The sequence below is a fragment of the Ralstonia nicotianae genome, from assembly GCF_018243235.1.
GTDB lineage: Bacteria > Pseudomonadota > Gammaproteobacteria > Burkholderiales > Burkholderiaceae > Ralstonia > Ralstonia nicotianae.
On record NZ_CP046674.1, the window covers coordinates 2,426,158 to 2,438,903 of the forward strand.

The window sequence follows — 12,746 nt, forward strand, 5'->3', positions numbered from 1 at the left end:
CGGGTTCAGTGCGCGACGGCGGCGGCGCCGTGCTCGTCGATCAGGTGCCCCGTATAGAAGCGCTCAAGCGCGAACGGCGCGTTCAGCGGATGCGGCTCGTCGCGCGCGATCGTGTGCGCGAACACCCAGCCCGAGCCCGGCGTCGCCTTGAAGCCGCCCGTGCCCCAGCCGCAGTTGAAGTACAGGCCCTTCACGTCGGTCTTGCCGATGATCGGGCACGCGTCCGGCGACACATCGACGATGCCGCCCCACTGGCGGTTCATCCGCACGCGCGAGAACACCGGAAACATCTCGACAATGGCCTGCAGCGTGCCTTCGATGATGTGGAAGCTGCCGCGCTGGCCAAAGCCCGTGTACTGGTCGATGCCCGCGCCGATCACGAGGTCGCCCTTGTCGGACTGGCTGATGTAGGCGTGCACCGCGTTCGACATGATCACCGAGTTGACGACGGGCTTGATCGGCTCCGACACCAGCGCCTGCAGCGGATGGCTTTCGATCGGCAGGCGGATGCCGGCCATGTCGGCCAGCGTGGTCGTATTGCCGGCCGCGACCACCGCGACCTTCTTCGCCTTGATGAAGCCCTTCACCGTATCGACGCCCACGACATGGCCGCCTTCGCGGCGGATGCCCGTCACCTGGCAGTTCTGGACGATGTCGACACCCGCACGGTCCGCGCCGCGCGCGAAGCCCCACGCCACCGCGTCATGCCGGGCGACGCCAGCGCGCCGCTGGATCGATGCGCCGAGCACCGGGTAGCGGCTGTTCAGGTTGATCGTCGGCTCGATGGCCTTGATCTGCGCGGGCGTCAGGAATTCGGCGTCGACGCCGTTCAGCCGGTTCGCGTTCACGCGGCGCTCGGTGTCGCGCACGTCCTGCAGCGTGTGCGCGAGGTTCATCACGCCGCGCTGGCTGAACATCACGTTGTAGTTCAGGTCCTGCGACAGCCCTTCCCACAGCTTCATCGCTTTCTCGTACAGCGCGGCCGATTCGTCCCACAGATAGTTCGAGCGCACGATCGTCGTGTTGCGCGCGGTATTGCCGCCGCCGATCCAGCCCTTCTCGAGCACCGCGACGTTGGTGATGCCGTGCTCCTTCGCGAGGTAGTACGCGGTTGCCAGGCCGTGCCCGCCGCCGCCGACGATCACGACGTCGTACTCGCGCTTCGGCTCAGGACTCTTCCACTGCCGCTCCCAGTGCTGGTGGTACGACAGGCCGTTGCGGAACAGGTTGAATATCGAGTAGCGGCTCATGCTGATGGACCCTTCGTTAGCATTCGATGACGTTCACGGCCAGGCCGCCGCGCGACGTTTCCTTGTATTTCGTCTTCATGTCGGCGCCCGTCTCGCGCATCGTCTTGATGACCGAATCGAGCGACACGTAGTGCGTGCCGTCGCCCTTGAGCGCCATGCGTGATGCGTTCAGCGCCTTGATCGCGCCCATCGCGTTGCGCTCGATGCAGGGAATCTGCACCAGGCCGCCGACCGGATCGCAGGTCATGCCGAGGTTGTGCTCCATGCCGATCTCCGCGGCGTTCTCGACCTGGTCGGGCGTGCCGCCCATCACGGCGGCGAGCGCGGCCGCGGCCATCGAGCACGCCACGCCAACCTCACCCTGGCAGCCGACTTCGGCGCCGAAGATCGACGCGGTTTCCTTGTAGATGATCCCGATCGCCGCGGCGATTGGCGTCTTCGATATGCGAGGCAAAACGGCAAGCGGCGATCATCGGGCCGACCGTGTGCGAGCTGGACGGGCCGATACCGATCTTGAACAGGTCGAAGACGCTGACGTTCATCTGGCAGCCTTTGCGGGGACACGCGTTGAGTCACATTGGACGCCAGTACACCAAAGCGCTACATTGGCCGATAGAACAAAAACGGCATCAGCGTGGGATACCGCCGCCAAGCGGCGTGCCGACCAGCGCGAGTGGACGCTTTGGCGATGATTTGCGAAGCAAAACCACAAGTCCGCGCGGAGCCGATCGGCGACGCTGGCTGCACCCGCGCCGCCCACGGGTCCTTCTGGTCACGCCCCCGGTTGCCGCCTGCGTCAACAGAGAGACCGCCCGCCCGGCACGATGAGATTTGCCGCGATGACATCCGACGTACCCGCTTTGCCCCGCGCCGAATCGATGCCCGAACGCATCCGTTTCGGCATCGTGCTACTGCCGAACTTCACGCTGACGGCGTTCTCGGGGTTCGTCGACATGCTGCGGCTGTCCGCCGATGACGGCGACTACAGCAAGCCGGTGCGCTGCGCATGGAGTGTGATCGGTGAGACGCTGGCACCGGTGCGTGCAAGCTGCGGCATCCAGATCACGCCGTGGGAAACCTTTGACGAGGTACAGCCGTTCGACTACGTGGTCGTTGTCGGCGGGCTGCTGCACTCAGGGCCGCAGGCGGGGCCCGAAACGCTCGACTTCATCCGCCGCACGGCCGCCGACGGCGCAACGGTCGTCGGCATCTGTACCGGCGTGTTCACGCTGATGCGCGCGGGGGTGCTGGAGGGGCACCGCACCTGCGTGAGCTGGTTCCACTATTGGGATTTCATCGAGCGCTTTCCCGCAGCCGATCCGGACCTGTTGATCGCCGACCGCCTGTTCGTGATCGACCGGCGCAGGATCACGTGCTCGGGCGGGCGCGCATCGATCGACGTCGCCGCGGCGATCCTGCTACGCCACTTCGACCACGCAACCGTGCAGAAGGCGCTGCGCATCCTGCTCGTTGGCGAGATGCAGAAAGGGAACGCACCGCAGCCGCATCCACCAGGCCTGGAGCCCGCGACACACCCGAAGGTCAAGCGCGCGATTCTGCTGATGGAACAGCATGTGGGGGGCGCGCTGCCGCTCAAGGCGCTCGCCTGCAAGCTCGACATGTCGACTCGGCAGCTCGAACGGCTGTTCAAGGCCGAGACCGGCAGAAGCCCGCAGGCGTTCGCGAAACACGTGCGGCTCGGCACCGCCGCGTGGCTGCTGACGAGTTCCGATCGGACGGTTGCCGACATCGCGCTGAGCTGCGGCTTCGCCGACGCGTCGCACCTCGGCCGCGAATTTCGCAAGCAGTTTGGCGTGCCACCCGCCACTTACCGCGAGCAGGGCGCGCATGCAGACGCGCCGGTATTACCCAACGGTGCCGACGCCCGATCGGAAAGCGATGAACGCCCCGCTCGCGCCTGACCGCCCCTCACGCACCCTCACCGCAGCCGGCCGCGCTTGATCTCCGGCGGTGTCGCCGTGTTGGCCCGCCGCCTGCCGGTCGGTGCGAGCGATACGCCGTCCAGCGGCGCGAACAGTTCGGAGAGCGTGACCCCCAGGCAATGGCAGATATTGGCCAGCGTCTCGACCGACGGGTTGGCGATGCCGCGCTCGATCGACGAGATATAGGTCCGGTCGACGTGCGCTTCGAAGGCCAGCGTTTCCTGGGACTTGTCGGCGGCGTGCCGGCATTGCTTGACACGCTTGCCCAGGGCAATCGAGATCGGGGCCGGGCTGGCCGGCGAGGGGTCGGGGCGCTTGGCAGTCATGGCGAGCAGCATGCCCGCCTGATGACTAATACTCGACGCTATAAAAGCCTCAAAAGGCGATGCTTATATTCAACATCGTCTTCACCCCAGATCAGTCGCCGAGCCTGCGCAGCGCGCCGGCAAGTCGCGTTGCCGCCAGCTCGAGCCGCGCCTCCGATGTCGCGTACGACAGGCGCAGGCAACCCGGCATGCCGAAACCCGAACCCGGGACCACCGCGACGCCGCTGTCCAGCAGATAGGCGGCGAGCGCCTGGTCGTCGTCGATGGCGCACCCTTCGGGCGTGCGTCGGCCGATGAAGGCCTGCGCGTCCGGGAACAGAAAGAACGCGCCCTGCGGACGCGGGGTGCGCAGGCCCGCGATGCCGCCCAGGCGGCTCAGTAGGCTGTCGCGGCGCTGCTCGAAGATGGCGCGCCGGCGCGCCAGCTCGTCCTGCGGCCCCTCGAGCGCGGCGATCGCGGCGGCCTGCGAGATGGAGGCGGTATGGGAATTGACCTGCATCTGCACGTTCGCCATCGCATCGATCAGCGGCTTCGGCCCGCAGCCGTAGCCGACGCGCCAGCCCGTCATCGCGTACGCCTTGGACACGCCGTTGACCGTCAGCGTGCGGTGGCGCAGATCCGGCGCGACGGCGGCAAAGGATGCGAACCGCAGGCCATCGAAGACGATGTGCTCGTAGATGTCGTCGGCGAGAATGAGCAGGCGCGGGTTGCCGCTGCGGCGCAGGACTTCGGCAAAGGCCTCCAGCTGCGCCGCGGTGTAGGCGGTTCCGCTGGGATTGCTCGGCGCATTCAGCACGAGCCATTTGGTCCGCGCCGAAATGCCCGCGGCCAGCGTCTGCGGCTGCAGTGCGTAGCCGCTCTCGGGCGTGGTCGGAAGCGGCTTCACGATGCCGCCGCACAGGGTCACGATGTCGGCGTAGGACGACCAGTACGGTGCCGGGATCAAGACTTCATCGCCAGGATCGATGGTGGCGACGAACGCCTGGTAAATCACCTGCTTGCCGCCGCAGCCGACGAGGGTCTCGGCCGCCGTGCATTCGATGCCGTTTTCGTCGCGGAACTTGCGGGCGACCGCTTCCCGCAGGCGCGCCAGTCCGCTGATCGGCGTGTATTTCGTCAGGCCGTCGGCGATCGCCCGCCGCGCGGCTTCGCAGATGTGCTCGGGCGTGGCGAAGTCGGGCTCGCCGAGCGTGAGATCGACCACGTCCTGGCCGGCCTCACGCGCCTCGCGCGTTCTCGCGGCCATCAGCTGGATCGGGGATGGAGCCAGGGTCGATACCTTCGAAGACAACATGGCATGCATGAGTGCGTTCCTGTTTCGTTGATACGGAAAGCCGGATGGCGCGCGGCGCCGGCCGGCCTCAGAGCAGCGGCCGCAGCGCCATCAGCCCCGCGGTCACGACCGGGATGGCGAGGGCCGCCAGCATCGTCTGCGCGGCCGTGATGCCCGCCATCAGCGGCGCATCGCCGCCGAGCTGGCGCGCCATGATGTAGGACGACGATGCCGTCGGCAGCGCCTGGAACAGCAGGGCCACCGTCATCGCGACCTCGCCCAGGCCGACCATGCGCGCGATCATGAACGTCGAGACCGGCATCAGCAGGAACTTGAACGCCGACGACACGCAGATCGGCCCGAACCATGAACGGCTCTCGCCCAGGTTCAGCGCGGCGCCCACGCACAGCAGGCCCAGCGGCATCGACGCGCTGCAGAGCGCCCGGACCGCCGGCTCGACGATGGCCGGTATCTCGATGCCGCCGACCTGCAGCGCGATCCCGCCGACGCAGGCGACCACCAGCGGATTGGTGACGATCTGCCGCGCGACCGCGGCGCCGCGCAGCCGCACCGATCCGTAGCGCGCGAAGACCAGCACGCACATCAGGTTGACCGACGGCACGATCGCCGCGTTGCACACGGCCGCCAGCGCGACGCCTTTCGCGCCGAACAGGCCGGCCGCCAGCGACACGCCGACATAGTTGTTGAAGCGGATCGCCCCCTGGAACACCGACGTGAACGCGGCCCCGTCCACCTTCAGCAACGGACGCGCGGCGACCACCATCAGCGCGACCATGGCGGTCGAACCGATCAGGGCGCAGGCCAGCGCGGCCACCGGCAGCGATTGCACGTGGGCCGTCGCCAGGCTGTGCATGAACAGCGCGGGCAGCAGGATGTAGTAGCACAGGCGCTCGGCCTGCGGCCAGAACGCGTCGGCCACGAAGCCGGTGCGCCGGATGAGGTGGCCCAGCGCCACCAGCAGCGCAACCGGCGCGAGCGCGAGCAGCACGGCGCCCGTCATGACGGGACTCCCGTGCGAAGGGCGGGCCGGCGGCGGCGGGCAGAACGGATGAGCAGGTCGACGTGGAACATTGGGCGCGGGGCATGGAGCGGTGACGGCGCCCAAGTTATCACGTAGACATAGAAGCAATAATTGTTATTTGTCGTTCTGACGATGAGAAATTCTCATGGCAGAACGGGTCACCGCATCGGTCAGCGCCTGCGCGAAACGTTGCGCGGGACGTGACGCATGCTCGAGCAGTACGACCGCCCGGCGCAGCTGCGGCTGGCCGAACGGCAAGCGCACCAGGGGCGGGAGATGCGCGAGCACCGCGTCGGACAGCGCGACGATGGCCGCGCCCAGGCCGCTGGCGACCATGCGAACGATCGCCTCCTGGCTATCGAGCACCATTTCTTCGCGCACGCGCACCCCGAGGCGGCGCAGTTCCGCCGCGATCATCCGGCCGGCCCAGGCCTGCGCGTCGAAGCGGATGAACGGCAGTTCCTCGAGCAGCTTGCGGGCATCGTGGTTAGCGTGCTGCGGCGGCGCGAGCAGCCAGAAGCGGTCTTCGTAGAGCGTGGTCCAGGTGAGCTCGGCCGGATGCGGGCGCACCGGCTGCGAGGTGATCGCGGCATCGAGCTCCCCGGCCGCGACGCGCTGCGCCAGCTCGGCGGACATCCCGGCGGCGACGTGCACGCGCAGCAGCGGATGGTCCCGGCGCAGCGCGAGCAGCGCATCGGGCAGCGGCCCCGACAGCGCGGTCTGGATGGCGCCGATGCGCAGCCGTCCGACCAGGGCCTTCTCATCGCTGAGCGAGTCCGGGATGTGGTCGTAGAGGGCGAGAATCTGCTCGGCCTGCGCAAGCACGATGCGGCCGGCCTCGGTAAGCGCAGGCTGGCGCCGCGAGCGGTCGAACAGGCGCACGCCGAATTCGTCTTCGAGCGCCTTGACCTGCAGGCTGACGGCCGACTGCGTGAGCCCGATCGCCTCGCCGGCGCGCGCGAACGTGCCGTGGTGGACGATGGCGACCAGGGTTCGCAGTGCGCGCAATGACATGGGTGGCCCGAGCGGAAGGTTGGCGGCGTCTCGCATTTGCAGCGTCTTGCGGGCGCCCCGCCGGGACACCGGCGCTGCGCCGCGCAATGGGATACGCGTGGACGAAGACGAAGGCAGCCATCATAGCCCGAGCGCCCGTGCGGCCATCCCGGCGGCGCATGGCGGCCGCTGCCGCGCCGCCCGGCACCGGCAAGATCCCGCCCCGCGCGGTACCGCAGCGCGGCATGCGCCAGGCGCGCCCAATATCAATCCCGTGAATGGCGGGCATTCACCATCCGACTGGACTGTGCCCTGACGCGCGGGCACGCTTCGCGGCACACACCACACAAGAGCGTGAAGGAGACATCATGCTGCCCCCAAGTCCCGTGATTGACGTCCGCGCCTGGCTCGACCGCCAGCGCTTTTCCGCGTTCCAGTGGAGCGTGGTGCTGTTGTGCTTCTTCGTCGTCGCCATCGACGGATTCGATACGGCATGCGTCGGCTTCATCGCGCCGGCGCTGGCGCAGGATTGGCACATCGGCCCCGCAGTCCTGGGCACCGTATTCAGCGCCGGGCTGGCGGGGCTGATGGTCGGCGCGCTGATCTTCGGCCCGCTGGCCGACCGCATCGGGCGCAAGCAGACGCTGCTGTTCACGGTCGGGGCCTTCGGCCTGGCGAGCGTGCTGTCGGCGTTCGCGCCGTCGGTCGGCGCACTGGTCGCGCTGCGCTTCCTCACCGGGCTCGGGCTGGGCGGGGCGATGCCGAACGCCATCGCCCTGACCTCGGAGTACTGCCCCGAGCGCCGCCGCGCGTTCCTGACCACCGTGATGTTCTGCGGCTTCACGCTGGGGTCGGGTTTCGGCGGCATCGTCGCGGCCCAGCTGGTGCCGGAGTTCGGCTGGCGCAGCGTGCTGCTGTTCGGCGGCGTGATCCCGCTGTTGCTGCTGCCGGTGATGGTGTTCGCGCTGCCCGAGTCGGTCCGCTACCTGGTGGCCAAGGGCGGACAAAGCGCCGCGGTCGGCCGGCTGCTCAACCGGATCGCGCCGGTGCAGGTCACACCGGACACGCGCTTCGTGCTCCATGAAACGGCAGCGAAAGGCGCGCTGGGGTCGCCGGTCAGGCAGCTCTTCCTGCCCGCGTTCCGGACGGGCACGTTGCTGCTGTGGTCGGTGTTCTTCATGAGCCTGCTGATCGTCTATCTGATGACGAACTGGCTACCCACGCTGATCCATTCGGGCGGCGTGGCGCTGGCCCTGGCGTCGCGCATCGCGGTGATGTACCAGCTTGGCGGGACGGTCGGCGCGCTGGTCATCGGCCGCATGATGGACCGGTATCCCGCCACGGTGGTGCTGTGCTGCACGTATGGGCTCGGTGCCGGCTTCCTGGTGCTGACCGGCGTGTCGCAGGGGACGATGCTGGCCATCGCCGTCACGGGCGTGGGCTTCTGCATCAGCGGCTCGCAGATCGGCGCCAATGCGTTCGCCGCGCAGTTCTACCCGACCGCGAGCCGCGTGACGGGGATCAGCTGGGCGCTCGGCATCGGGCGCCTCGGCTCGGTATGCGGCGCGCTGATCGGCGGCGTGCTGCTGGCCGCGAACATCGGGTTCCAGCTGCTGTTCCTGCTGGTCGCCGTGCCGGCCGCCATCGCATCGTTCGCGATCTTCCTGTGCGGCGCGCAGGCCCGGCACGTCGAGACGCAGGGCGCCCTGCCCGCCGTCACCGAAGGCGCCTGAGCCATCGCATCATCAAGCCGTCGCGCGGGCAGCGCCGCCTGCGTGGCGGACTGCCCGCCGCATTTTCGCTAGATCGCAAAGGTCTCGAACAGCAACTGCCGCAGCCACTGGTTCCCGGGCTCGCGGTGGTTGCGCGCGTGCCAGAGCACGTTGATGGTGATGTCCGGAATCTTGACCGGACACGCGGCCGTGTCGAGGCCGAACGGCTTGAGCGTGCGCGTCGCGTACGCCTGCGGGACCACCGCGATCAGGTCGGTCGACTGCAGGATGTGCCCGAGCGCGATGAAGTGCGGCACATGCAGGCTTACGCGCCGCGGCAAGCCGGCGCGCAGGATCGTCGCGTCCACCATGCCGTGGCCGGTGCCTTCCGCGACGATCGACACATGCTCGGCCTCCAGAAAACCCTCCATCGTCATGCCGCGCTTGGCCAGCGGATGGCCCTTGCGGAACAGGCACACATAGCGCTGCCGGAACAGCCGGCGCTGGAAGAAGCCCGACTTCAGGTCGGGCAGGAAACCGATCGCCAGGTCCACGCGCCCCGCTTCCATCTCATCGCGCAACGTATCGGCGTGGTTGCGCACCGTACTGACCGTGACGCCGGGCGCGTCCCTAGCCAGCCGGCGCATCAGCGTCGGCAGGAAATAGATCTCGCCGATGTCCGTCATCGCGATCGTGAAGGCGCGTGTGCTGGTGGCGGGCTCGAACCTGGAGGTGGCGTTGAGCGAGTTGTAGATCGCCCCGAGCGCGTAGGCGATCGGCTCGGCGAGCGTCTCGGCAAACGGCGTCGGGATCATCCCTTTCGATGTGCGGACGAACAGTTCATCCCCCAGCAGCTTGCGCAGCCGGTTCAGCGCATTGCTGATCGCCGGCTGCGTGATGCCGAGGGTCTCGGCGACGGCCGAAACGCGCCGCTGCCTGAGCAATTCGTTGAAGACGACCAGCAGGTTGAGGTCGATGTCTTGCAGTTCCATGGCGTGTCTCCTCGCCGTCTCGCATTATCACTGCGAGTGATATGACACATCAGGTTGCTTCTATTTATGGATGGCGTCAAGCGCGTCATGATGCGTCCACACCTACAGACAGACCAGCCCGGAGACACTGGCCATGGACGTCACCCTCACCCCGCTGCAGCGCATCGTCAGCGCGCGCGCCGGCGATAACCTGCTCGAAGTGCTGCGCGCGCATCAGGTTCCCATCTCGTACAGCTGCATGTCGGGACGCTGCGGAACGTGCCGCTGCCGCGTGCTCTCGGGCAACGTCGTCGCCACCGGCGGCACCGAGATCAACGCGCCCTCCGCGCCGGGCCAGACCGTGCTGGCCTGCCAGACGACGCTGGTCGAAGACTGCGCGATCGAACTGCCGGAGGTGGACGAGATCGTCGTGCACCCGGCCAGGATCATCAAATCGAAGGTCGTCGCGATCGAGGACATGACGCACGACATCAAGCGGATCCGCCTGGAGCTGGCCAAGCCGCTCGCGTTCTCGCCGGGCCAGTACGCGACCCTGCAGTTCACGCCGCGGCATGTGCGGCCCTACTCCATGGCGGTCGCCGATGCGGGACAGGCGCTGGAGTTCCATGTGCGGCTGGTGCCGGGCGGACGCGTGACCTCCTACGTGGCGGCCGAACTCAAGGTCGGGGACGACGTGCGCGTCAGCGGCCCGCTGGGCACGGCCTACCTGCGCCGTAAAAACACCGACCCGGTCATCTGCGTGGCCGGCGGCACGGGGCTTGCGCCCATCCTCTCCATCCTGCGGGGCATGGCCGAGGCCGGCATGGCCAATCCGGTCCACGTCTACTTCGGCGTGCGCTCGCCGGCCGATGTGTACGGAACGCACTGGCTGGACGCCCTGCGCGAACGCCTGCCGAACTTGCACACGCATGTCGTCGTCGCCACCTCCAGCGCGGATGCGCGCTACCGCTCGGGCGTCGTCACCGACGCCGTCGCGAGCGACTGGGCCGACCTGCGGGGATGGCGCGCCTACCTGGCCGGGGCACCGGTCATGGTGGATGCGGCCAGCCTGTTGCTGCGCCAGCGCGGCGTGCCGGCCGAACACGTCTACGCCGATGCGTTCTACGCGGTGGGCGTCTGAGCCTCACCCCACCGGCCTCCACAAAAACACAGGAGACAAAGCATGAAGGAATCCCCGCTCAGCTTCTCGAAGCCGCTGTGGAAGGACAGCGGATCGAGCCGCATCCCGTTCCGGGCCTACACCGACGAGGCGGTCTACCAGCGCGAGCTGGAGCGGCTGTTCTATGCCGGCCACTGGTGCTACGTCGGCCTCGAAGCCGAGATACCCAACCCGGGCGATTTCAAGCGGACGGCGATCGGCGAGCGCTCGGTCATCGTCACGCGCACGCCGGATCACGGCATCGCGGTGGTCGAGAATGTCTGCGCGCACCGCGGCGTGCGCTTCTGCAGAGAGAAGTCGGGCAACCGCAAGGACTTCACCTGCCCCTATCACCAGTGGAACTACGACCTGAAGGGCAACCTGATCGGCGTGCCGTTCCGCCGGGGCGTCAAGGCCGACGGCAAGGTCAACGGCGGCATGCCGAGCGACTTCGACCCGAAGCAGCACGGCCTCACCCAACTGAACGTGGCCGTGCGCAACGGCGTCATCTTCGCGTCGTTCGACCACGGCCTGCCGTCGCTCGAAGCGTTTCTCGGCCCCACCATCCTGGGCTACTTCGATCGGGTCTTCGACGGGCGCAAGCTGAAGATCCTCGGCTACAACCGCCAGCGCATTCCGGGCAACTGGAAGCTCATGCAGGAGAACATCAAGGACCCCTACCACCCCGGCCTGCTCCATACGTGGTTCGTCACGTTCGGGCTCTGGCGCGCCGACAACAAGTCGGAACTGAAGATGGATGCGCTGCATCGCCACGCGGCGATGATCTCCACGCGCGGCTCGGGCGGCAAGGGCGACGTGACCTCGGGCGTCAGCAGCTTCAAGGAAAAGATGGCGCTGCACGACCCGCGCTTTCTCGACGTCGTGCATGAGCCGTGGTGGGGCACGCCGACCGCCGTGATGATGACGATCTTTCCGAGCGTGATCATCCAGCAGCAGGTCAACTCGGTCTCGACGCGGCACATCCAGCCGAACGGCCACGGATCGTTCGACTTTGTCTGGACCCACTTCGGCTTCGAGGACGACACCGAAGACATGACGCAGCGCCGCCTGCGCCAGGCCAACCTGTTCGGCCCGGCCGGCTTCGTGTCGGCGGACGACGGCGAAGTCATCGAGTTCTCGCAGGAAGGCTTCGAGCAGAAGCCCGGCCACCAGACCCTCGCCGAGCTGGGCGGACGCGAGATCGGCGAGACCGCCCACATGGTCACCGAGACGCTGATCCGCGGCATGTACGAATACTGGCGCACGGTGATGGAGCTCTGACATGCTTGATTTCGCGACCTACCAGCAGTTGATCGATTTCTATACCCGCTATGCCGCCGCCGTGGACAACGGCGACTGGCACGCCTGGCCCGAGTTCTTCCTCGACCAATGCATCTACAAGGTCCAGCCGCGCGAAAACCACGAGCGCGGCTATCCGCTGGCCACCCTGTCGTTCGAAAGCAAGGGGATGCTCAAGGACCGGGTGTACGGAATGACCGAGACGATCTTCCACGACCCCTACTACCAGCGCCACGTGATCAGCCTGCCCCAGGTGACGCGCGTCGAGGGCGACCGCATCGAGGCACAGGCCAATTACGCCGTGTTCCGCACCAAGCCGGACGAGCTGTCGACGGTCTTCAACGTCGGCCGCTACATCGACGCGATCGTCCGCACGGACGATGGGCTGAAGCTTGCGTCGCGCCTCTGCGTGTTCGACAGCGAAATGATCCCCAACTCGATCATCTATCCGATCTGAGACCTGCCATGACGACAACCTGGTTCAAGCTCATCCCCGTCGCGGACCTGCCCGACGACGACGTGATCGCCGTCGATGCCGGCGAGGCGGAGATCGCGCTCTACCGGGTCGCGGGCGAAGTGTTCGCGACCGACAACCTCTGCACCCACGGCCACGCCCGCCTGTGCGACGGCTTCCTCGACGGCCACGAGATCGAATGCCCGCTGCACCAGGGCAAGTTCGACGTGCGCTCGGGCAAGGCGATGTGCGAGCCGCTGAGCCGCGACGTGCGGACGTATCCGATCAAGATCGAAGACGGCCACGTCTTCGTCGAACTGTGAG

Annotated in this window: 13 protein-coding genes and 1 pseudogene; 6 read left to right on the forward strand and 8 right to left on the reverse strand. The window is 67.5% G+C overall.

Annotated features, from left to right (window positions below; translation table 11 throughout):
• Positions 1-5 precede the first annotated feature (5 nt).
• From GO999_RS10980 to GO999_RS10990, 3 genes and pseudogenes are all read right to left on the reverse strand, one after another.
• Positions 6-1,250: a sarcosine oxidase subunit beta family protein gene (locus GO999_RS10980; protein WP_211906221.1), complete on the reverse strand. Its 1,245-nt coding sequence runs from the start codon at positions 1,248-1,250 to the stop codon at positions 6-8.
• Between the two features lie 16 nt (positions 1,251-1,266).
• Positions 1,267-1,677, reverse strand: a pseudogene (locus GO999_RS10985) (L-serine ammonia-lyase, iron-sulfur-dependent, subunit alpha); the annotation flags it as partial.
• Positions 1,607-1,792, reverse strand: coding sequence for a serine dehydratase beta chain (locus tag GO999_RS10990; protein ID WP_011001049.1), 186 nt, complete (start codon positions 1,790-1,792; stop codon positions 1,607-1,609). The gene GO999_RS10990 and the pseudogene GO999_RS10985, both read right to left, overlap by 71 nt.
• Before the next feature lie 297 nt (positions 1,793-2,089).
• On the opposite strand from GO999_RS10990, the gene GO999_RS10995 reads away from it, so the two are divergent.
• The gene (locus tag GO999_RS10995) at positions 2,090-3,172 is read left to right on the forward strand and encodes a GlxA family transcriptional regulator (protein ID WP_165591473.1); all 1,083 of its coding nucleotides are present in this window, start codon (positions 2,090-2,092) and stop codon (positions 3,170-3,172) included.
• A 17-nt stretch (positions 3,173-3,189) separates the two neighbouring features.
• Here the strand turns inward: GO999_RS10995 and GO999_RS11000 are convergent, their stop codons facing one another.
• The 4 genes from GO999_RS11000 to GO999_RS11015 all read right to left on the reverse strand — a co-directional run bounded on the left by GO999_RS11000 (position 3,190) and on the right by GO999_RS11015 (position 6,848).
• A complete protein-coding gene (locus GO999_RS11000) occupies positions 3,190-3,531 on the reverse strand; it encodes a helix-turn-helix domain-containing protein (protein WP_011001047.1) in 342 nt (113 codons plus the stop codon).
• 79 nt (positions 3,532-3,610) lie between these two features.
• Positions 3,611-4,822 carry a pyridoxal phosphate-dependent aminotransferase gene (locus GO999_RS11005; protein WP_019717891.1) on the reverse strand — a complete coding sequence of 404 codons (1,212 nt, stop codon included), beginning with the start codon at positions 4,820-4,822 and terminating at the stop codon, positions 3,611-3,613.
• Between the two features lie 58 nt (positions 4,823-4,880).
• Positions 4,881-5,813 carry an AEC family transporter gene (locus GO999_RS11010; protein WP_211906222.1) on the reverse strand — a complete coding sequence of 311 codons (933 nt, stop codon included), beginning with the start codon at positions 5,811-5,813 and terminating at the stop codon, positions 4,881-4,883.
• 135 nt (positions 5,814-5,948) lie between these two features.
• A complete protein-coding gene (locus GO999_RS11015; protein WP_016725747.1) occupies positions 5,949-6,848 on the reverse strand; it encodes a LysR family transcriptional regulator in 900 nt (299 codons plus the stop codon).
• A 347-nt stretch (positions 6,849-7,195) separates the two neighbouring features.
• Between GO999_RS11015 and GO999_RS11020 the strand changes: the two genes are divergently transcribed.
• Positions 7,196-8,560, forward strand: a complete 1,365-nt coding sequence (locus GO999_RS11020; protein WP_029240265.1) for an MFS transporter — start codon at positions 7,196-7,198, stop codon at positions 8,558-8,560.
• 68 nt (positions 8,561-8,628) lie between these two features.
• Here GO999_RS11020 and GO999_RS11025 read toward each other — a convergent pair whose 3' ends face one another.
• On the reverse strand, positions 8,629-9,531 hold the full coding sequence (locus GO999_RS11025) for a LysR family transcriptional regulator (RefSeq protein WP_011001042.1): 903 nt from the start codon (positions 9,529-9,531) through the stop codon (positions 8,629-8,631).
• A 133-nt stretch (positions 9,532-9,664) separates the two neighbouring features.
• On the opposite strand from GO999_RS11025, the gene GO999_RS11030 reads away from it, so the two are divergent.
• The 4 genes from GO999_RS11030 to GO999_RS11045 are packed head-to-tail and all read left to right on the forward strand — an operon-like array spanning position 9,665 to position 12,745.
• Complete coding sequence (locus GO999_RS11030) at positions 9,665-10,651, forward strand: 2Fe-2S iron-sulfur cluster-binding protein (protein WP_016725112.1); 987 nt, start codon at positions 9,665-9,667, stop codon at positions 10,649-10,651.
• Between the two features lie 42 nt (positions 10,652-10,693).
• Positions 10,694-11,950: an aromatic ring-hydroxylating dioxygenase subunit alpha gene (locus GO999_RS11035; protein WP_019717887.1), complete on the forward strand. Its 1,257-nt coding sequence runs from the start codon at positions 10,694-10,696 to the stop codon at positions 11,948-11,950.
• A 1-nt stretch (position 11,951) separates the two neighbouring features.
• On the forward strand, positions 11,952-12,425 hold the full coding sequence (locus GO999_RS11040; protein WP_011001039.1) for an aromatic-ring-hydroxylating dioxygenase subunit beta: 474 nt from the start codon (positions 11,952-11,954) through the stop codon (positions 12,423-12,425).
• A gap of 8 nt (positions 12,426-12,433) precedes the next feature.
• The gene (locus tag GO999_RS11045; protein ID WP_011001038.1) at positions 12,434-12,745 is read left to right on the forward strand and encodes a non-heme iron oxygenase ferredoxin subunit; all 312 of its coding nucleotides are present in this window, start codon (positions 12,434-12,436) and stop codon (positions 12,743-12,745) included.
• The last annotated feature ends 1 nt before the right edge of the window (position 12,746 follow it).